The sequence below is a fragment of the Plantibacter auratus genome, assembly GCF_050587365.1.
In the GTDB taxonomy this organism is placed as follows: domain Bacteria; phylum Actinomycetota; class Actinomycetes; order Actinomycetales; family Microbacteriaceae; genus Plantibacter; species Plantibacter auratus.
In genome coordinates this window covers 1-18,954 of sequence record NZ_JBOBFV010000005.1, presented here as the reverse complement: position 1 = coordinate 18,954, position 18,954 = coordinate 1, and the positions used below count along the sequence as shown (strand labels likewise).

18 protein-coding genes and 1 tRNA gene are annotated in these 18,954 nt (G+C 70.2%); 12 read left to right on the top strand and 7 right to left on the bottom strand.

The features are described 5' to 3' along the window. Positions 1-58 precede the first annotated feature (58 nt). From ACQ3HE_RS17170 to ACQ3HE_RS17150, 5 genes are read right to left on the bottom strand one after another with little or no spacing between them, the layout of a single operon-like run. Positions 59-691 (bottom strand): hypothetical protein, encoded by a 633-nt coding sequence (locus tag ACQ3HE_RS17170; protein WP_430893582.1) that lies wholly within the window; start codon positions 689-691, stop codon positions 59-61. Then, positions 688-876 (bottom strand): hypothetical protein, encoded by a 189-nt coding sequence (locus ACQ3HE_RS17165; RefSeq protein WP_430893581.1) that lies wholly within the window; start codon positions 874-876, stop codon positions 688-690. The genes ACQ3HE_RS17170 and ACQ3HE_RS17165 overlap by 4 nt, the downstream gene beginning before the upstream one ends. Next, entirely contained in the window at positions 873-1,478 is a 606-nt protein-coding gene (locus ACQ3HE_RS17160; protein ID WP_159879682.1) for a hypothetical protein, read from the bottom strand. The genes ACQ3HE_RS17165 and ACQ3HE_RS17160 overlap by 4 nt, the downstream gene beginning before the upstream one ends. Further along, complete coding sequence (locus tag ACQ3HE_RS17155) at positions 1,475-2,878, bottom strand: hypothetical protein (RefSeq protein ID WP_430893580.1); 1,404 nt, start codon at positions 2,876-2,878, stop codon at positions 1,475-1,477. The genes ACQ3HE_RS17160 and ACQ3HE_RS17155 overlap by 4 nt, the downstream gene beginning before the upstream one ends. Further along, positions 2,875-3,171 carry a hypothetical protein gene (locus ACQ3HE_RS17150; RefSeq protein ID WP_139382533.1) on the bottom strand — a complete coding sequence of 99 codons (297 nt, stop codon included), beginning with the start codon at positions 3,169-3,171 and terminating at the stop codon, positions 2,875-2,877. Before ACQ3HE_RS17150 ends, ACQ3HE_RS17155 begins: the two co-directional genes overlap by 4 nt. Before the next feature lie 138 nt (positions 3,172-3,309). Between ACQ3HE_RS17150 and ACQ3HE_RS17145 the strand changes: the two genes are divergently transcribed. Together ACQ3HE_RS17145 and recR are read left to right on the top strand one after the other, a co-directional pair. Then, positions 3,310-6,111, top strand: a complete 2,802-nt coding sequence (locus ACQ3HE_RS17145; protein WP_430893579.1) for a DNA polymerase III subunit gamma and tau — start codon at positions 3,310-3,312, stop codon at positions 6,109-6,111. A gap of 3 nt (positions 6,112-6,114) precedes the next feature. Beyond that, positions 6,115-6,714 carry a recombination mediator RecR gene (gene recR / locus ACQ3HE_RS17140; RefSeq protein ID WP_430893578.1) on the top strand — a complete coding sequence of 200 codons (600 nt, stop codon included), beginning with the start codon at positions 6,115-6,117 and terminating at the stop codon, positions 6,712-6,714. Positions 6,715-6,845: 131 nt separating this feature from the next. On the opposite strand, the gene ACQ3HE_RS17135 is transcribed toward recR, so the two are convergent. Then, positions 6,846-7,598, bottom strand: a complete 753-nt coding sequence (locus ACQ3HE_RS17135) for a GNAT family N-acetyltransferase (RefSeq protein WP_064296091.1) — start codon at positions 7,596-7,598, stop codon at positions 6,846-6,848. Positions 7,599-7,810: 212 nt separating this feature from the next. On the opposite strand from ACQ3HE_RS17135, the gene ACQ3HE_RS17130 reads away from it, so the two are divergent. The 6 genes from ACQ3HE_RS17130 to ACQ3HE_RS17105 all read left to right on the top strand — a co-directional run bounded on the left by ACQ3HE_RS17130 (position 7,811) and on the right by ACQ3HE_RS17105 (position 14,651). Continuing rightward, a complete protein-coding gene (locus ACQ3HE_RS17130; RefSeq protein ID WP_079706865.1) occupies positions 7,811-9,097 on the top strand; it encodes an aspartate kinase in 1,287 nt (428 codons plus the stop codon). A 113-nt stretch (positions 9,098-9,210) separates the two neighbouring features. Continuing rightward, positions 9,211-10,278 (top strand): aspartate-semialdehyde dehydrogenase, encoded by a 1,068-nt coding sequence (locus ACQ3HE_RS17125; protein ID WP_079706866.1) that lies wholly within the window; start codon positions 9,211-9,213, stop codon positions 10,276-10,278. Between the two features lie 34 nt (positions 10,279-10,312). Then, the gene (locus ACQ3HE_RS17120; RefSeq protein ID WP_079706867.1) at positions 10,313-11,044 is read left to right on the top strand and encodes an SGNH/GDSL hydrolase family protein; all 732 of its coding nucleotides are present in this window, start codon (positions 10,313-10,315) and stop codon (positions 11,042-11,044) included. A 115-nt stretch (positions 11,045-11,159) separates the two neighbouring features. Then, entirely contained in the window at positions 11,160-12,626 is a 1,467-nt protein-coding gene (locus tag ACQ3HE_RS17115; RefSeq protein WP_159879674.1) for a malate:quinone oxidoreductase, read from the top strand. A gap of 70 nt (positions 12,627-12,696) precedes the next feature. Further along, complete coding sequence (locus tag ACQ3HE_RS17110; protein ID WP_192005612.1) at positions 12,697-13,344, top strand: thymidine kinase; 648 nt, start codon at positions 12,697-12,699, stop codon at positions 13,342-13,344. Continuing rightward, positions 13,341-14,651: a UDP-glucose dehydrogenase family protein gene (locus tag ACQ3HE_RS17105; protein ID WP_430893577.1), complete on the top strand. Its 1,311-nt coding sequence runs from the start codon at positions 13,341-13,343 to the stop codon at positions 14,649-14,651. Before ACQ3HE_RS17110 ends, ACQ3HE_RS17105 begins: the two co-directional genes overlap by 4 nt. Here the strand turns inward: ACQ3HE_RS17105 and ACQ3HE_RS17100 are convergent. Next, entirely contained in the window at positions 14,627-15,064 is a 438-nt protein-coding gene (locus ACQ3HE_RS17100) for a VanZ family protein (RefSeq protein ID WP_167374571.1), read from the bottom strand. The two genes, ACQ3HE_RS17105 and ACQ3HE_RS17100, sit on opposite strands and share 25 nt — an antisense overlap. A gap of 179 nt (positions 15,065-15,243) precedes the next feature. Here ACQ3HE_RS17100 and ACQ3HE_RS17095 point away from each other — a divergent pair, with 179 nt between their 5' ends. From ACQ3HE_RS17095 to ACQ3HE_RS17080, 4 genes are all read left to right on the top strand, one after another. Then, on the top strand, positions 15,244-17,043 hold the full coding sequence (locus ACQ3HE_RS17095) for a DUF4012 domain-containing protein (protein WP_430893576.1): 1,800 nt from the start codon (positions 15,244-15,246) through the stop codon (positions 17,041-17,043). A 123-nt stretch (positions 17,044-17,166) separates the two neighbouring features. Beyond that, complete coding sequence (locus tag ACQ3HE_RS17090; RefSeq protein WP_159879670.1) at positions 17,167-17,712, top strand: hypothetical protein; 546 nt, start codon at positions 17,167-17,169, stop codon at positions 17,710-17,712. A gap of 308 nt (positions 17,713-18,020) precedes the next feature. Further along, on the top strand, positions 18,021-18,560 hold the full coding sequence (locus ACQ3HE_RS17085) for a hypothetical protein (protein WP_430893575.1): 540 nt from the start codon (positions 18,021-18,023) through the stop codon (positions 18,558-18,560). A 123-nt stretch (positions 18,561-18,683) separates the two neighbouring features. Next, positions 18,684-18,757: transfer RNA gene (locus ACQ3HE_RS17080), tRNA-Pro, on the top strand. Positions 18,758-18,954 lie beyond the last annotated feature (197 nt).

The following is an 18,954-nucleotide window of genomic DNA, read 5'->3' as shown; positions in this document are numbered from 1 at the left end:
TCCCCTCGCCCGTGCCCGGGCGAGGGGACGAACGTCCGCCATCCGGCCACGGGGCGGTTCAGCGGGGCGGTTCCTCCCACTGGAAGGTGTGGATGATCGCGTCGACGAGCGTCACGAGCACCTCGACCGTCGACGGCGGGAGGCGTTCGTCGCCGACCCGGCCGAGCACCGTCGCGCTGACGATGAGCGCGAGCTCGCGTTCGCGTTCCGGCGAGACCGGGATGAAGTAGTCGACTCGGATGAGGTCGGCGGTCGTGCCGGCTTCGTCGGTCTGTTCCCGGCGCACCCGGAGGTGGCGGGTCACGGGCAGCTCGCCGATGAGGTCGGCGCGGCGTTCGGAGCGATCAGCGCCTCCCTCCGCCGACGCCCATCCGGTGGGGAGCCCGCCGGATGCGTACTCCGACCGTTCCTCGGCACCGGGCCGTGCGATCACGATGTTCGCCGGGATGATGGCGCCGGCACGAGGGGCGACCGGCAGCAGGATGTCGACGCCGCCGCTCGCGACGGTTCGACCGCGGAGCGAACGCAACTGTTGGCGGAGGACGGGGCGGAGCTTGGCGAGGGCGGCCCGTCCGGCGGTGGGTCCGTCGTCCGGAACCAGTCTGGTGACGGCGGCCTCCACGCTCTCCGAAGCAGCCAGATACCCCCAACCGGCCGGGAGGACGAACCGGTAGCGACGAGCAACGCTCACGAGACCACCCCGCGGTGACGAGCGGCCGAGCGCTCGGCGAGGTACGCGAACCCCTGGCCGACGATCATGCACCCGATGCCGATCCAGACCGCCGTTCCGAGGTCGTGCGGCCACGCGAACTGTGTCCGCCGCGGAACCGATCGGACGCCCGCGCCGCTCGGATGGGAGGGTCGCGTCGAACTCACGAGTCGACGACCTGCTCGTCGACCTGCAAGGCCCGTGCCAACGCATCGAACTCGGGTCGCAGTCGCTCCATCAGCCCGAGGTCGAAGTCGGCGTAGTACATCGACACCCAGCAGGTGGGGAGGGTCCAGCCGTACGAGCGCACTGCGGACAGCGTCCGGTCGGCGTTCCGCTGGTGCATGATCGCCGTGATGCCCTCGCCGAGGTGGGGCGACACGAACGGTTCGACGACCGGTGGGCCCTCGAGACCCGGGGTGTCGAGCTGCATGAACTGCTCGAGACTCCGGTACGTCCCCACGCGGCTGTCGTGCACCTCGATGCGGGCGATGCGCGCCGGGCGGCTGAGGTCCGGGGCGTAGGCGACCGTCCAATGAGCGCCGACGCTGTCCCGGCTCCTCGACATCTCGATGAGGTCGTCGCGGAGCGCGGCTCGTTTCACGAAGGCGAACCCTGACCGGCGTGCGACACCCTTCGCCGCGGCGTCCGCCCAGCCCCGCGGGTCGGCGAACCCCTCGTAGGGCCAGGCGTGCGGAACCCAGATCCAGCGGTCGAGGTCGACGCCGTCGAGGCGGACGGTGATCACGGACGGGGTCGGCGCGGTCATCCCTGACCGTCCGTGCCCGTGCCGGTGCCGGTGTCCGGCACGGTCGGGTTCGCCGGGCCGTAGGTCTGACCGCCGGGGACGACCGGCGAGGAGCCCGGCAGGGTGAGCGGGTATGGGCTGACCGTCGGCGGTGGCTGTACACCGGTCCCGTTGCCGCCACCACCGAACACGGTCGACGGCGTGCCGAAGTCGGGCACCAACGGGTCGAGGCGGTACTCGTCCGGCGGCACGTACTGCGAGTCGCCGGGGTGCCATCCCTCCTGGTGCGCGTTCGGCGCCTGGTCGTTCGGCGTGAGGTCGGGCAGCAGGGACGGCGTCCCCGCGGTGATGTTCTTGCCTGCCTCCAGCCCGATGGAGGCGAAGATGTCGACCTGATTGTCGAGGTAGAACTCGACGGCGGCCTTCTGCGTCTCTCCACCGCGCCCTGCGGCATCGACGAAGCGGTTGGTGGTCGGCGTCGTGCCGGAGACACGGGGCACTCCGGCGAGGGAACCGGGCCCGGTCGTCGGCACGTCCATGTTGCGGAGGGCCTTCGCGATCGGGCCCTTGAGGAACTTCGAGAAGGGGAGGAGTCCGATCGCGTCCCACATCAACTGGTTCTCGAGGCCCTTCTCGCCCGACAGCATGGCGCCGCCGGTCATCAGGCCCATGAGTCCGGCGATGCCGACACCCGCTGCACCGATCACGGCGACTCCCGCGACGACGAAGGCGGGGAGCCCGATACCCGCGGTCCCGATCGTCGCGAGGACGAGGCCGACGATCGCGACGACGGCGACGATCCCGACGATCCACTTGCCCACCTCCGAGAGGACGTCGTAGAGGCCCTTCCCCCAGTCGTCCCACCAGGTGTCGTTCATGCCGTCGCCGTCGACGGCCGTGGTGATCATCGAGGCGGCGGTGCGTCCGGCGTTCTCGGCGCGGATCTGCGCGTTCTCGAGGTCCACCTGGGCCTGCCCCTGCGCGATGCGGGCCTCTTCCAATCGGTACCACGCGGCGTCGGAGGCGGTCCTCGTCTCCGCGGCGTCGGTGGCAGCCGGATCGTGGGCCGCCGTGTCCGCGGCCTCCCACTTCGTCAGGTAGTCGCTGTTCGCGCTCGCGTGCTCGGTCTCCGCAGCCTCCGCTGCGGCGATCGCGTCGCGCTCGGTCTGCTGGGCTGCCTCGAGCTCGTCGGCGTAGAACGTGAGCGCCTCGTGGACCGCGCGGTACCGGGGCTCGGTGAGCGCGATGTTCTCCCCGAGGTACTGCGCGTTGTCGTGGTATTCGATGACCGCGATGCTCGTCTGCTCGCCCAGTTCCAGCGACTGCAGCTGCGAGGAGGCCTCGACGATGGTGTCGGCGATGCCGCCGTAGGTGGTCGCCCAGGTGCGGATGGAACCGGGGTCGCCGGCTATCGGGCTCATCCTTCGTCTCCGTCTCCGCCGGCTGCCGCGGCCTGGTCGGATTCCCAGCCTTCGAAGTGGTCGGCGATCGCCGTGCCCATCCCGTTCAAGGTGGTGATGGCCTCCGAGAACTCCGAGCGCCTGGTGTCCCAGCCGCTCGAGAACTCCTGGAGGGTCCGGGCGAGGAGCTCGTGGGGGATCACGTCGGCGGCCGACGCGGTGTGCTTCTCCGCGGCGTCGAACTCGCTCTGGATGACGGTGAGGTTGGCTGTCGTGTCCCTGATGAGGGCCGTGTCGACCGTGAACTGTTCCATCTGGTCCTCTCTGGTGGCGCTGACCATTCTAGGAAGCGACGGGGACGGCCTCGATGGGGAGAACTCCCCACCGTGCGGGCCGACCGGTGCTGCCGGGAAGCCGGCTCCGATGTCGGGGGCGACGGCTACCATTGGTGGGTGGTCACAGCTCTGTATCGCCGGTATCGGCCCGAGACGTTCGCCGACTTGATCGGTCAGGCGCAGGTGACCGATCCCCTCATGACGGCCCTCCGCACCAACCGCGTCAACCACGCGTACCTGTTCAGTGGTCCGCGTGGTTGCGGCAAGACGACGTCCGCCCGCATCCTCGCGCGCTGCCTCAACTGCGCCGAGGGCCCGACCGACACCCCGTGCGGTGTCTGCGCGAGCTGCGTCGACCTCTCCCGCGACGGCTCCGGCTCGCTCGACGTCGTCGAGATCGACGCGGCCAGCCACAACGGTGTCGACGACGCCCGCGACCTCCGCGAGCGCGCGATCTTCGCGCCCGCGCGCGACCGCTACAAGATCTTCATCCTCGACGAGGCGCACATGGTCACCCCGCAGGGGTTCAACGCCCTGCTGAAGATCGTCGAGGAGCCGCCGGAGCACGTGAAGTTCATCTTCGCGACGACCGAGCCCGACAAGGTGATCGGCACGATCCGCTCCCGCACCCACCACTACCCCTTCCGGCTCATCCCGCCGGCGCAGATGCTCGACTACGTCCAGCAGCTGTGCGAGAGCGAGCACGTGGGTGTCGAGGCCGGCGTGCTGCCGCTCGTCGTCCGGGCCGGAGGCGGCTCCGCCCGCGACACGCTGTCCCTGCTCGACCAGCTGATGGCCGGCTCCGAGGGCGACTCCGTCGACTACGAGCGCGCGGTCGCCCTGCTCGGCTACACCCACACGGCCCTGCTCGACGAAGTCGTCGACGCCCTGGCCGCCCGCGACTCGGGTGCAGCCTTCAGCACCGTCGACCGCGTCATCCAGACCGGCCAAGACCCACGCCGCTTCGTCGACGACCTGCTCGAGCGACTCCGCGACCTCATCGTCGTGGCCGCCACGGGCGAGAACGCGGCGGCGGTCCTCCGCGGGCTCCCGCAGGACGAACTCGACAAGATGCTCGCCCAGGCGCGGGCGTTCGGCATCGCCGAGCTGTCGCGCACGGCCGACGTCGTGAACGAGGCGCTCACCCAGATGACGGGCGCGACGTCGCCCCGGCTCCACCTCGAGCTCATGATGGCGCGCATCCTCGTGCCCGCAGCCGACGACTCCGCTCGTGGTGCATTGGCCCGGGTGGAGCGGCTCGAGCGTCGCATCGGCGTCGAGGGTGCTGCCGTCGAGAGCGGCCAGGCCGCGGTCTCGGCGCAGCCCGCGGTCTCGACGCAGCCCGTGGTCGCCGACCGCGCTCCGGCCCCTGCCGGCGCGGTCCCCGCGAGCACGGCGGCGAGCTCCACCCCGGCTCCCGCCCCGGCCGCTGCCTCGACAGCATCCGCGGCCCCCGACCGTCGACCGGCGCAGGAACCTGACCACGCGCAGACCGCGGCACCGACCCCCGCCGCCCCGCGGGTCGGCCCGGTCACCCTGCAGCACATCCGCGACGCCTGGCCCGAGATCGTGGCGCGGGTCGAGAAGGCCGATCGCAAGGCCTGGATGATCGTCGTCAACACCCAGGTCGGCGGGTACTCGGACGACGACGTCCTCACGCTCGTCTTCGCGAACAACAGCGACCTCAACGACTTCAAGGCACGTCACGCCCCCGGCACCGGTGTCGCTGAGGTCCTGCGCACGGCGGTCCTCGACGTCCTCGGCGTGCGGGTGAAGTACCTCGCCAAGGTTGCCGGTGCCGACGAGCCGCCGGCACCGCGGGCAACTGCGCCCGCCACCCGCGCTCCGTCGTCGGACTCGTCCGCCTGGTCGACCCCGAGCCTGCCGCAGACCGTCCCCGCCCCTGCAGCCCCGTCGTCGTCAGACAGCAGTGGCGGGTCGGCATCCCGATCCTCGTGGCCCACCGTCGCTCCCGCCGGCGGCGAGCCCGCCTCCGCTGCGCCGGCCGACGCCGAGTCGTCGCCCGCTGCGTCCTCGCCCGCTGCCCCGGCGGCTCCTGCGCCCGCGGCCCCCGAGCCCGTCGAGGAGCAGACCTCCGTCTCCGCCTCCTCGTGGGCGACGGTCGCGCCGCCGGCCGACGAGCCCGAGCCGACCCCGGCCCCTGAGCCTGTCGAAGGGCCCACGTCGTCACCTGGTGCCGCCTCGGCGACGCCACCATCCTCGGTCCCTGAGCCTGTCGAAGGGCCCACGTCGTCGCCCGCGCCTGCCTCGTCCACGCCACCATCCTCGGTCCCTGAGCCGGTCGAAGGGCCCACCTCGTCGCCCGCGCCTGCCTCGTCCACGCAGCCGTCTCCGGTCCCTGAGTCTGTCGAAGGGCCCACCTCGTCGCCCGCGCCTGCCTCGTCCACGCAGCCGTCTTCGGTCCCTGAGCCTGTCGAAGGGCAGCCCGCGCGACCCGCCGGATCCGGAGCACCTGAGACGCCGGCCAGCTCACCCGCGCAGCGGCGGCCGTCCACCCCGCCGCGCCAGCAGGCACCCGCCCGAGGCCCGTCCAACGGCGACGCGCTCGGCTCGCGCACCGTCACGTGGGACGTCGTCTCGATCCCGTCCGACGACGACGCACCGCCGCCGGACGACGAGCCGCCCTACCCCGACCCGTTCGAGTCGTCGGCACCTACTCCATCCCCAGCGGCCGTCGCGCCATCCGCAGCTCCTGCAGGCTCCCAGCAGGCCGCACCGCCTGCGGCCCCGGTCGCCGAGCAGCGCCCGCAGCCCCCGGTCCGGATGCGCCAGGCGCCCCCGGTGCCGACGTCCCACCCCGCGGGCGACAACCGGTACGGCGAGAGCGTCGTCCGCGAGCTTCTCGGCGCCACATTCATCGAGGAGCAGCCGCACGAGCCGCGCTCCGGAGGGCGGTAGGCCATGTACGAGGGAATCGTCCAAGATCTGATCGACGAGTTCGGGCGGCTGCCCGGTATCGGTCCGAAGTCGGCGCAGCGCATCGCGTTCCACATCCTCCAGACGGAGTCGTTCGACGTGTCGAAGCTCGCCGAGCTGCTCACCGTCGTCCGCGAGAAGGTCAAGTTCTGTGAGATCTGCGGCAACATCTCCGAGCAGAACCTCTGCAGCGTGTGCCGCGACCCGCGTCGCAACGCGGCCCTGATCTGCGTCGTCGAAGAACCGAAGGACGTCGTCGCCATCGAGCGCACGCGTGAGTTCCGCGGCTTCTACCACGTGCTCGGTGGCGCCATCAGCCCGATCGACGGTGTCGGTCCCGACGACCTGAACATCCGTCGTCTCATGCAGCGCCTCGCCGACGGCACCGTCACCGAGGTCATCATCGCGACCGACCCGAACCTCGAGGGGGAGGCGACCGCCACCTACCTCAGTCGGCTGCTCCTCCCGATGGGGATCCGCATCACGCGCCTCGCCTCCGGCCTCCCCGTCGGCGGCGACCTCGAGTACGCCGACGAGGTCACCCTCGGTCGTGCCTTCGAGGGTCGCACCGTCGTCAGCGGCTGACACCCCGCCCCGTCGTCCGCCCCTCCGCCCCCTTGTTGCCATCGGTCCTTTCTCAGGAGTCGGCCGGTGTGTCGGGGCTGGTGGGTTGCGCCGTGCCGAGGGACTCCTGAGTGAGGGCAGCCGGGCGCGCCTCAGGCGTCGGCGGAGGGCGCCGGCCACTCGGCGACCACCGGTCGAGCCGACAGCTGTCGGCCGATCGCGGAGAAGCCGAGCTTGCGGGCGACGGCGCGTGAGCCGGGGTTCGTGTCGGCGGCCCGCCACTGGGGGAGGAGTCCGGCCGCGAGGGCGTGCTCGACCGCGGTCGAGGCCAGACGGGTCGCGAGACCGGTCCCGCGAGCCTCCGGGGCGGTCAACGCGGTCACATGCGCGACGCCCAACGGCCACGACCGGTAGCCGGCGACGGCGAGGACCCGTCCGTGCTCGCGCACCGAGAACAGCGGCGAGGTGATGCCGAAGATCCCGCTCTCCGAGGCTTCGTCGTCGCCCACCTTCGACAGCAGCGACTCGATGGCGGGGTCACTCGCCTTGCTCGCCACGACGTCGATCTCCTCGGCCGGTCGGAACCGCCCGGGCAGCAGGTAGTCGAGGGTCGCCGGCCCGAGCACCTCGGCGACCTGCACCCGCGAGCGGAGGAACTCGACCGTTCCGACGCTCCTCGGTGACTCGTCCTCGATGGCGAGCCGCCTGGCGGTGTCCTCGTCGGGCACGATCGCCAGGGCGCTGCCGTCGATCTCGACGACGCCGATCCATCCGGGCGGGCACGCCATCGAGCCGGCGTTCACGACGACGGCGACCCGGCCGGCGGAGAACCGCGCGGTCGGCGATGCGAGCCCCTGCCAGAGGCGTCGCACCGTCGCGAGCACCCGCGCGTCTTCCTGCTGCATAGGCCAACCCTACCGAGGCCCACCCGTCTCCCCGCCGCAGGAGATCGGCCCGACAGCAGGACCGGACGGGCCGATGCGTCCTGCTGCGGGGCGGATCTCCTGCCCCGGAGCGGGTGAGGGTGCCCTTCGTCACATGAACGGCGCGGAATGCCCGGATGGGTAGGATGATCGCTGGGCCGCTCGTGCCCGCACCGACTTCCCCAGGAGATCCGATGGCATTGATCGTGCAGAAGTTCGGCGGGTCCTCCGTCGCGGACGCCGAGAGCATCAAGCGCGTGGCGAAGCGCATCGTGGAGACCCGCAAGGCGGGCAACGAGGTCGTCGTTGCCGTCTCGGCGATGGGCGACACGACCGACGAACTGCTCGACCTCGCCCACGAGGTGACGCCCATCCCGGCGCCCCGCGAACTCGACATGCTGCTGTCCAGCGGAGAGCGCATCTCGATGGCGCTCCTCGCGATGGCGATCAGCAGCATGGGTTACGTCGCACGCTCCTTCACCGGCAGCCAGGCCGGCATGATCACCGACGCCCAGCACGGCGCCGCGCGCATCGTCGACGTCACCCCCGTGCGTCTGCGCGAGGCCCTCGACGACGGCGCCATCGTCATCGTCGCCGGCTTCCAGGGTTTCAACCGCGACACCCGCGACATCACCACGCTCGGTCGCGGCGGCTCCGACACCACGGCCGTCGCGCTCGCCGCAGCCCTCGACGCCGACGTCTGCGAGATCTACACCGACGTCGACGGCATCTTCACCTCCGACCCCCGCGTCGTCCCGAAAGCCCGGAAGATCGACCGCATCTCCAGCGAGGAGATGCTGGAGCTCGCGGCCTCGGGCGCCAAGGTCCTCTACATCCGCGCCGTCGAGTACGCACGCCGCCACGGCGTGACGCTCCACGTCCGGTCGTCCTTCAACAACAACGAAGGCACGCTCGTCCTCAACGACGCGAGCCGCAACAACCCAGGAGCAGGTGAGGCACCCATGGAGCAGCCCATCGTCGCCGGAGTCGCGACCGACCTCAGCGAAGCCAAGATCACCGTCGTCGGTGTCCCCGACCTGCCGGGTAAGGCGGCGGAGATCTTCACGATCGTCGCGAAGTCTGGCGGCAACGTCGACATGATCGTCCAGAACGTGTCGACCGCCGTCTCCGGCGTCACCGACATCTCGTTCACCCTGCCGAAGCCCGAGGCGCAGCAGGTCCTCCGCGCGCTCGCGGCCGAGCAGGAGCGGGTGGGCTTCTCGGCCATCCAGCACGACGACCAGATCGGCAAGCTCGCCCTCGTCGGGGCCGGCATGCGCACGAACACCGGCGTCTCGGCGAAACTCTTCGAGGCGCTGAGCGCAGCGGGCATCAACATCGAGATGATCTCCACCAGCGAGATCCGCATCTCGGTCGTGACGCGTGCCGACACCCTCAACAAGGCCGCCAACGTGGTCCACTCCGCGTTCGGTCTCGACGGCGAGGACGAAGCCGTCGTCCACGGCGGCACCGGCCGCTGAGCAGGCTCGTCCACAGGCTCCGGAACCAAGCCGACCACGGACCGACGGGCGGGATCCCGCCGATCCTGATGCAAGATGGTTCACAACAACCCCCTGAAACCAGAGGAATCCCCATGAGCAACGGTGTACGTGTCGGTGTCGTCGGAGCGACCGGTCAGGTCGGCAAGGTCATGCGCCGCCTGCTGGAGGAACGCGAGTTCCCGATCAGCGAGATCCGCTTCTTCGCGACGGCTCGTTCGGCGGGCACGACGCTCCCGTTCCGTGGCCAGGACATCGTGGTCGAGGACGTCGAGACGGCCGACCCGAGCGGCATCGACATCGCCCTGTTCTCGGCCGGTGCCACCGGCTCCCGTACGCAGGCTCCGCGGTTCGCGGCTGCCGGTGCGCTCGTCATCGACAACTCGAGCGCGTGGCGGATGGACCCCGAGGTCCCGCTCGTCGTCAGCGAGGTGAACCCGCACGCCATCAAGGACGCGGTCAAGGGCATCGTCGCGAACCCCAACTGCACGACCATGGCGGCCATGCCGGTCCTCAAGGTCCTCGACGCCGAGGCCGGGCTCACCCGCCTCATCGTCAACACCTACCAGGCCGTCTCCGGTTCCGGGCTCGCCGGTGCGGCTGAACTCGCCGGCCAGATCGAGGCCGCGGTCGCCCAGGGCGACCTCACCCGACTCGTCCACGACGGTTCGGCGATCGACTTCCCGGCCCCCGAGAAGTACGTCGCCCCGATCGCCTTCGACGTCATCCCGCTCGCCGGTTCGATCGTCGACGACGGACTGGGCGAGACCGACGAGGAGAAGAAGCTCCGCAACGAGAGCCGGAAGATCCTCGAGCTCCCCGAGCTGCTCGTGTCGGGCACCTGCGTGCGCGTGCCCGTGTTCACGGGCCACTCGCTGTCGATCAACGCCGAGTTCTCGCGCGACCTGTCGCCGGAACGTGCGATCGAGCTGCTCAGCGACGCCCCGGGTGTCCAGCTGTCGGACGTGCCGACGCCGCTCGAGGCCGCCGGTGCAGACCCGTCGTTCGTGGGGCGCATCCGTCCGGATCAGAGCGCGCCGGCCGGCAAGGGCCTCGCCCTGTTCATCTCGAACGACAACCTCCGCAAGGGTGCCGCCCTCAACGCGGTGCAGATCGCCGAGATCGTCGCCGCCGAGCTGCTCGCACAGCCCGCGACGGTCTGACCGGCCCTCCCTCCACCCGATCGGGGACGACGACATGGCCCGCCAGCGACCACGCCTGCGCCGACGCTGGTTGGCCGCGTTCATCGCGGCGGCCATCGCCGTCACCGCGGTGATCACCGTGAGCGGTCTGCGTGCCGACGTCCAGCAGACGACGGTCGCCCGCGCCGACACCTCCGGCTCCGAGGTCGCCGTCGGACCGCTCGTCGCGTTCTACGGCGACTCGTACACGAAGGGCTCGGCAGCGTCGTCGCCCGCCGCGCGCTGGTCTTCGCTCGTCGCGAAGGCTGAAGGCTGGACGGAGTACAACGCCGGCTACCCGGGTCTCGGCTTCGTCCGCAAGCGCGACAAGGTCGGTGATGTCACGGCCGACGTCATCGCCCAGCACCCCGAGGTCCTCATCGTCGCGCTCGGCATCAACGACAACTTCGAGTGGACCGGCAACGAGCAGGCGATCCAGGAGGCGATCCTGCCGGAGTTCCAGCGGCTGCGCGACGGGCTGCCCGGCACCCGCATCATCGTGGTGGAGCCCTGGTGGTACACCGCTGAGCGACCGGCGTCCGTCGAACAGATCATCGGATGGGTGCATGACGCCGCCGACACCATCGGGGCCGACTACATCTCCGGGGCGTCGCACTGGCTGGACGACGACCCGGCGACGTGGATCTCCGCCGACGGCCTCCACCCGAGCGACGCCGGGTATGCGCACCTCGCCCAGCGCATGCTCGAGGAGCTCGACGCCCTCACCCCTGCGCTCCCCGGACGCTGACCCCGCGTCACCGCAGGCGACCCGAAGTGTCTCGACATCGAGCGATCTCACTGCAGTCGATCAGCGACAGCACGCGGGTGGGGAGCTCGGGCCTCGCCGCGACTAGACTGCTCTGGTGACCGAAACCATCGACGTAGCCCTCATTGGTGGTGGCATCATGAGCGCCACGCTCGCCGCCCTCATCCACCAGGTGCAGCCTGATTGGAAGGTCGAGGTGTACGAGCGCCTGAGCGACGTCGCACTCGAGAGTTCCAACCCGTGGAACAACGCCGGGACGGGCCATGCCGCGCTGTGCGAGCTCAACTACATGCCGCAGGACGCCCACGGCCAGGTCGACCCGGCGAAGGCCATCGGCATCAACGAGCAGTTCCAGCTCAGCCGCCAGTTCTGGTCGCACCTCGTCGAGGAGGGCCTGCTCGGCGCACCCGACACCTTCATCAACCCGACCCCGCACATGACCTTCGTGCGCGGCGAGAAGGACGTCGAATACCTGCGGAAGCGCTACGAGGCGCTGAAGGATCAGCCGCTCTTCGCCGGCATCGAGTTCTCGGAGGACCCGGCCGTCATCGCCGAGTGGGCTCCACTCCTCATCAACCGTCGTGCCGTCGGCGAACGCATCGCGGCCACCCGGATCACCGCGGGCACCGACGTCGACTTCGGTTCGCTCACGCACAAGCTCTTCGGTGCAGCACCGAACACGCACGTCCGTACCAACCACGAGGTCCGGTCGCTCAAGCGGTTGAAGGACGGCACGTGGCGCATCCGTGGCCGCCAGACTCTCGGTCGTTCACCGATGGAGATCAACGCCCGCTTCGTCTTCGTCGGTGCCGGCGGATGGGCGCTCAAGCTGTTGCAGAAGTCCGGCATCCCCGAGATCAAGGGCTACGGCGTCTTCCCCATCGGCGGGCAGTTCCTCCGCACCGACAACCCCGCGGTGGTCTCGAAGCACCAGGCCAAGGTCTACAGCCAGGCCTCGGTCGGTGCCCCGCCGATGTCGGTCCCGCACCTCGACACCCGCGTCGTCGACGGTCAGGCGAGTCTCCTCTTCGGCCCGTACGCGACGTTCAGCCCGAAGTTCCTCAAGCGCGGATCGATGCTCGACCTCGTCACCCAGGTGCGCCCGCACAACCTCCTCCCGATGCTGGCGGTCGCGAAAGACAACCCGAGTCTCATCACGTACCTCGTCGGGCAGCTCCTGCAGTCCCGCAAGCAGAAGATGGACAGCCTCCGCGAGTTCCTGCCGACGGCGAAGGACGAGGACTGGTACCTCATCGAGGCCGGGCAGCGCGCCCAGGTGATGAAGAAGGACAAGGCCAAGGGCGGCGTCCTGCAGTTCGGCACCGAGGTCATCACGGGTGCCGACGGCACGATCGCGGGACTGCTCGGCGCTTCTCCCGGCGCGTCGACGGCCGTACCGATCATGCTCGACGTCCTGCGCAAGTGCTTCCCCGACCGGATGACCGCGTGGGAGCCGAGGCTCCGCGAGATGATCCCGACCTACGGTTCGACGCTGAACGACGTCCCCGCGACGGCCGCGAAGGTCCTCGAGAGCACCGCCGAGGCCCTCGACATCTCGCTGTAGCCGCCCCAGGGCGCTCGCCCGGTCCGTCGTCGGATGCGACAGGTGAAGCTTGGGACCCTAAGCTTGCCTGGTGGCGAAACTGTACTTCCGATACGGGGCGATGAACTCCGGCAAGAGCACCGCCTTGCTCCAGGCGGCGTTCAACTACGAGGAGCGCGGCCACCGCGTCCTCCTCGCCAAGCCGTCCCTCGACACGAAGGGCGACGCCGCCATCGTCAGTCGCCTCGGTGTGACCCGCGACGCCGACTTCCTGCTCGGTCCTGACGACGACGCCGTCCGGGTGTTCGCGGAGCACCGTCGCCGCGTCGTGCAGGAGACCGGAGAGGACGTCAGCTGTCTGCTCGTCGACGAGGCCCAGTTCCTCCACGGGGAGCAGGTCGACGACCTCCTGCGCATCGCCTTGCTCGAGGGCATCCCGGTGCTCGCCTACGGCATCCGGACCGACTTCCAGACCGTCGCGTTCCCCGGGAGCCGGCGTCTCCTCGAAGTCGCCCACAGCCTCGAAGAACTCAAGACGATCTGCCGGTGCGGTCGGAAGGCGATCTTCAACGGCCGCCGGTTCGGCGACACCTTCGTGTTCGACGGCGACCAGGTCGCCATCGACGGCACCACCGTCACCTACGAATCGCTCTGCGGCGTCTGCTACCTGCAGGAGTCCGGCGGTCGACTGTCCAGCACACCCACCGTTCGTCCCATCAGCGAAGGATCACACGCATGAAGCTCTCCGTCATCGGCTGCGGCTACCTCGGGGCCGTGCACGCGGCCGCCATGGCGTCGATCGGGCACGAGGTCGTCGGTATCGACGTCGACCCGGCCAAGATCGAGGCGCTCGCCGCCGGACGCTCGCCGATCTTCGAGCCCGGTCTGCCGGAGCTGCTGCTGGCCGGCGTCGAGTCGGGCCGCCTGCGCTTCAGCACGGACATGGCCGACGCGGCCGGGGCGACCATGCACTTCGTCGCAGTCGGTACGCCGCAGAAGGCCGGCTCCAACGCGGCCGACCTGCGCTACGTGGACGCTGCGGTGACGGCCCTCCTGCCGTACCTGTCGGCTGGTGACGTCGTCGTCGGGAAGTCGACCGTCCCCGTCGGCACCGCTGCGCGCCTTGCGGAACTCGTCGCCCCCACCGGCGCCGTGCTCGCCTGGAACCCGGAGTTCCTGCGGGAAGGCTTCGCCGTGCAGGACACCATCGCGCCCGACCGACTCGTGTACGGGCTGCCGCCGGCTCCCGAGGACGCCGCCGTCGCGCGAGCCGCCTTCGACGAGGTCTACGCCCAGGCGCTCTCGACCGGCACGCCGCTCGTCGCCACCGGCTACTCGACCGCGGAGCTCGTGAAGGTCGCGGCGAACGCGTTCCTCGCCACGAAGATCTCCTTCATCAACGCGATGGCGGAGATCGCCGAGGTCACGGACGCCGACGTCACGGAGCTCGCCGACGCGATCGGCTACGACGCCCGGATCGGCCGCCGCTTCCTCAACGCCGGTGTCGGGTTCGGCGGCGGATGCCTGCCGAAGGACATCCGGGCCTTCACCGCTCGTGCCGAGGAGCTCGGTCGTGGCGAGTCGGTGGCGTTCCTCAAGGAGGTCGACGCGATCAACCTGCGTCGCCGTCAGCGCGTCATCGACCTCGTCGTCGAGGAGCTCGGCGGGAGCGCCTACCGGAAGCGGGTCGCGGTGCTCGGGCTCGCCTTCAAGCCCGACAGCGACGACGTCCGCGACTCGCCGGCCCTCGACGTCGCCGTCGGACTCAACGGCCTGGGTGCGGAGGTGCTCGCCTTCGATCCGGAAGCGGTCCCCAACGCGCGTCGACTCCACCCGCAGCTGACGTTCGCAGACTCGGCCGAGCAGGCCGTGACGGACGCGGACATCGTCGTCGTCGTGACCGAGTGGAAGGCGTTCCGTACCCTGGACCCCTCTGCCGTCGCCGAGTTGACCGCGGGCAAGACGATCGTGGACGGACGCAACTGCCTCGACGTGGACGCCTGGCGGGGCGCCGGGTGGCGTTACGTCGGTCTCGGTCGCCCGTGACCGGCGACGAGTAGCCGGACGACGAGTACGATCGTCGCGCCGAGCAGCCCTCCGGCCGCATTGGCGTAGACGTCGGCGATCGTCGCGACGCGCTCGGGGAGCAGGGTCTGTCCGAGTTCGATCACGACCGAGAACAGGGTCGTCGTCAGCGGTGCGATCCACCAGAGCCGCAGCGGCAGCTCCAGGGCGAGCAGGGCGCCGAGTGGGATGAACAGCACGACGTTCGCGGCCGATTCGACGAAGCGGTAGTCGAACCAGTCCGGCGCGCCCGCGGCCTGTAATCGGTCGAGGATCGCGAGCAGTGTCGTGCGGCCGTCGGCGTCGACGGGCGTGGGCCAGAACGCGATGCCGAGCATGACGCACAGGCAGAGCAGCAGCAGGATCCCGATCACGATGCGCGGCGTGCGGGTCATCTGCGGTGCGGCTCCAGATCGGTCGACGAGCGTGCTGACGGCATCCCGCAATCGTAGGCCATGAGTGGCCGGGAGCCCGGTCGCCGCATGCGCCGTCCACCCCTGAAAGGGGGCGTGCACCGACCCTCGGAGGCCGTCATCCGGCGGTTAGGCTGTGCCTACCCGAACAAGGAGCACTCTTGGCTGACCCACGCCCGGCGACGGCCGGCATTCGCCTGCCCGGCCATCGGCGTTCGCGTCTGTGGTGGATCGCACTCGCCGTCCTCCTCGTCGTCCTCGCGCTCGGAGCCTGGCTCGGCGTCCGGGCGTCCCTGGCGAAGAACGCGCTCGAAGCCGCCCAGTCGGAGGCGAAGTCGCTCCAATCGGCCGTACTCAAGGGTGACGCGAGCGGCACCGAGGCAACGCAGCGTGCCCTCACGAAGCACACCGGCGAGGCGGTGTCGCTGACGAGTGATCCCGTCTGGCGGGCGGCCGAGGCGGTCCCGTTCCTCGGCGTGAACTTCTCTGCGGTGCGACAGGCTGCCGCTGCGACCGACGACGTCGCGGTCGACGTCGTGCCGAAGGTCGTCGAGATCGCCGATCAGGTCAACCTGTCGTCCCTGCTCCCCGGGGACGGCTCGATCGCGACAGAGCCGCTCCGCGCCGTCGCGCCGACCGTGGCCGAGGCGGCTGTAGCGGCTGACGCCATCGCCGGGCGTGTGGAGACGATCGGCACGGACGGTGCGCTGCCGGTGGTCGCCGACGCCGTCGAGAAGCTCACCCGGACGATCACCGGTGCGTCCACGATGCTCGACACCGCCGCGCGGGCCACGGCGCTCCTGCCGGACATGGCGGGCGGGGCCGGGCCTCGGAACATCATGGTGATGATCCAGAACAACGCGGAGTTGCGCTCGAGTGGCGGCATCGCCGGGGCGGTGGCCCTCATCCACGCGGAGAACGGCGTCATCTCCTTCGTCGGTACCCGGGGGAGCGACGACTTCTCCGGCTTCCCGGCCCCCGTGCTGCCGCTCACCCCGTTCGAGCAGAACGTCTACACCGACAACCTCGGCCGGTACATCCAGGACACCAACCTCACGGTCGACTTCAGTCGCACCGGGGAGCTCGCCGCAGCCATGGGGACCCAGGTGTTCGGCGTGCCCATCGACACCGTGGTCGCCGTCGATCCCTACGTCCTCGCGCACCTGCTGGAGGCGACCGGGCCTGTGGCCCTCCCGGACGGCACCGAGCTCACCGCCGACAACGCGGCGAAGACGCTGTTGAGCGACGTCTACGCCCGGTTCCCGGACCGGCTCGTGCAGGACGCGTTCTTCGCCGCGGTCTCGGGTGCGGTGTTCGAGGGGATGATCTCCCGCTCGCCCGACCCCGCCGCGCTCGTCCAGGCCCTGTCCGAGTCCGGCGCGGAGAACCGTCTTCACGTCTGGAGTGCGGTCCCCGCCGAACAGGCGTTGATCGCCCAGACGAGCCTCGCCGGGATCCCGCCGACGACCGACGACGCGGCGGTCTACACCGGGGTCTACCTCGAGGACCTGACCCGCGCGAAGATGGACTACTACCTGGAGACGAACGTCGACATCCGCGACGCCCGGTGCACGAAGCACGGCGCCGAATACGTCGTCGCCGTCACCCTGACGTCCACTGCGCCGGCGGATGCCGCGACCTCCCTGCCGGACTACGTGACCGCGGGCGGGCGTTTCGGCACCCCCGCGGGAGACATCGCGACGCGCGTCGTGATCCACGGTCCGCTGGGCGCAACCCTGCTCGGTGCGAGCGACGGCGAGGACCTGCCGGTCAAGGCCGTGACCGACCCGAACGGTCGTCTCTACGCCCAGACCGACGTGACCCTCACTCCGGGGGCGACAACGGAACTCGTCTTCACGGTGCTCGCTCCGAAGGCCTCCGACGTACCCCCAAACCTGGTCACAACCCCCGGAATCACGGGCAAAACGACCATTTCAGCCTTCCCTCGGTGCGCCTCCTGACATAGCATGACAACACCGCAGGAAGCCACGCACCCGAATTCGTGACCCTGGGGAACCTCGCGCGGACGCCCACCCGAAATCGGCGGACGCAGGGGGTATTCGACGTTCCTTGGGGATATCAACATGAAGCGCACCCTTGCCCTAGCATCGCTCTGCCTCCTGGCAGTCTTCGCGGCCCCGACCGCCGCGAGTGCAGCGACCGACTCGTCCACCTACGGCCCTGCCGGTTGTGCGACCCTCACACCGGTGTCGGTGACCCAGGGGGAGTCGACCGTCTTCCGCTGCGACGGCACCTTCGATCCCGGCACTCCGGTGACGGTCACCGTCGCCGGGCCCGGCTGCAGCATTCCCGCTGCGAAGCCCAACACCGCCGGCGCGACCGAGCAGGCCGCCGAGCAGAGCGCCGTGCCGACGTCCGGCACGTTCAACACCGACGCCGCCCGTGCATTCGCGGTGACGATCGAGACCAGCAAGACCGCCTCCGGCACCTGCATGGTCACGGCGACCCAGGGCGCGACCACCGAGAGCGCCTCGTTCCAGGTCTCGGAGCGCGAGTTCGCCTCGACCGGCTTCGACGGTGGAGCCCTGCCGTGGATCGGCGGAGGCCTCCTCGTCGTGGGTGCCGGCGTCATCGGTGCGATGGCGATCCGTCGCCGCAAGACGGCCTGATCCGTCAGCCGGGATACGTGGTCCGAGCGGTCGTCCGCTCGGACCACGGCCTGACCGGAGGGCATCTCACCCTCCTGGGCTTCGGCGTGGCACGGTCCTCGCCCGGCTTGGCGTCAGGCGGACAGGTCGTACCCCCAAAGGTGGTCACATCCGCGGAATTCCGCGGTTTTCCAGCCCTGGCGAGATGGCGGCTGCCCTAGCATGATGACGGCCATGGAGGCCACGAGTGATCAGCGCTCGGCTCCAGGCCCTGTCCGCATGTCGCATCACGCAGCGCATGCGCCATCCGCACACCAAGGGGCCCGCACATGAAACGAACTCTCTCCGCCGCCGCACTCGTCCTCCTCGCCGTCGTCGCGCTGCCCACCGCAGCCAACGCGCTCGAGGGCGACAGCTACGGTCCTGGCAGCTGCAACTCGATCACGCCGGCGAGCGTCGCGCGCGGCGCGGCGGTCTCGTACTCGTGCTCGGACTTCTGGGCGGCGAACCAGACGGTCTCGATCACCATCGAGTCCTCCGCAGCCGGTGTCTCCGCTCGCACGCTGTCGACCGTCGCGGGCGAGACCGGCGACATCCAGGTCTCCATCGACACGGCTGCTGACCCCGCGGGCACCTACACGCTGACCGCGACCCAGGGTGCCGTGACCGACTCGTCCGACTTCACCGTCCTGGACCCCGCGGATGCCGCGGCGGCCGGCGCATCGGCCTCCGACCCGTCTGCCGGGGGCAACGCCCTCGCCGACACCGGGTTCGCCGGAACCGCCCTCCCGTGGGTGGCCGGAGGGCTCCTCGCCTTCGGTGCTGCCGCGCTCGGTACCGTGGTCGTGCGTCGCCGCCAGCAGGCGTGAGATCACGGATCGGCCGGGCGGCGATGGCGGCGCCCGGCTGATCCGGTCCGGGATCAACCGATTCCAGGAAGTGGCGAACAGCCGCTGAAAAATCGGCTATCCTAGACAAGGCCTTCGGGCCATCGGGGTGTGGCGCAGTTTGGTAGCGCGCTTCGTTCGGGACGAAGAGGTCGTGGGTTCAAATCCCGCTACCCCGACAGTACGAGCCCGGTCAGATGAGAAATCGTCTGACCGGGCTTCTCTGTTTCCCGGGTTGGCGGTCCGCTGGGCTGGCGGGTTGCACATCCCGCTACCCCGACAGTACGAGCCCGGTCAGATGAGAAATCGTCTGACCGGGCTTCTCTGTTTCCCGGGTTGGCGGTCCGCTGGGCTGGCGGGTTGCACATCCCGCTAC

What these genes read in the sequence shown, in the direction of transcription:
- ACQ3HE_RS17150 (WP_139382533.1), bottom strand. Translation starts at nt 3,171, where the DNA reads ATGGAACAGTTCACGGTCGACACGGCCCTCATCAGGGACACGACAGCC.
- recR (WP_430893578.1), top strand. Translation starts at nt 6,115, where the DNA reads ATGTACGAGGGAATCGTCCAAGATCTGATCGACGAGTTCGGGCGGCTG.
- ACQ3HE_RS17160 (WP_159879682.1), bottom strand. Translation starts at nt 1,478, where the DNA reads ATGACCGCGCCGACCCCGTCCGTGATCACCGTCCGCCTCGACGGCGTC.
- ACQ3HE_RS17120 (WP_079706867.1), top strand. Translation starts at nt 10,313, where the DNA reads ATGGCCCGCCAGCGACCACGCCTGCGCCGACGCTGGTTGGCCGCGTTC.
- ACQ3HE_RS17090 (WP_159879670.1), top strand. Translation starts at nt 17,167, where the DNA reads ATGAAGCGCACCCTTGCCCTAGCATCGCTCTGCCTCCTGGCAGTCTTC.
- ACQ3HE_RS17105 (WP_430893577.1), top strand. Translation starts at nt 13,341, where the DNA reads ATGAAGCTCTCCGTCATCGGCTGCGGCTACCTCGGGGCCGTGCACGCG.
- ACQ3HE_RS17130 (WP_079706865.1), top strand. Translation starts at nt 7,811, where the DNA reads ATGGCATTGATCGTGCAGAAGTTCGGCGGGTCCTCCGTCGCGGACGCC.
- ACQ3HE_RS17155 (WP_430893580.1), bottom strand. Translation starts at nt 2,878, where the DNA reads ATGAGCCCGATAGCCGGCGACCCCGGTTCCATCCGCACCTGGGCGACC.
- ACQ3HE_RS17085 (WP_430893575.1), top strand. Translation starts at nt 18,021, where the DNA reads ATGAAACGAACTCTCTCCGCCGCCGCACTCGTCCTCCTCGCCGTCGTC.
- ACQ3HE_RS17100 (WP_167374571.1), bottom strand. Translation starts at nt 15,064, where the DNA reads ATGACCCGCACGCCGCGCATCGTGATCGGGATCCTGCTGCTGCTCTGC.
- ACQ3HE_RS17135 (WP_064296091.1), bottom strand. Translation starts at nt 7,598, where the DNA reads ATGCAGCAGGAAGACGCGCGGGTGCTCGCGACGGTGCGACGCCTCTGG.
- ACQ3HE_RS17125 (WP_079706866.1), top strand. Translation starts at nt 9,211, where the DNA reads ATGAGCAACGGTGTACGTGTCGGTGTCGTCGGAGCGACCGGTCAGGTC.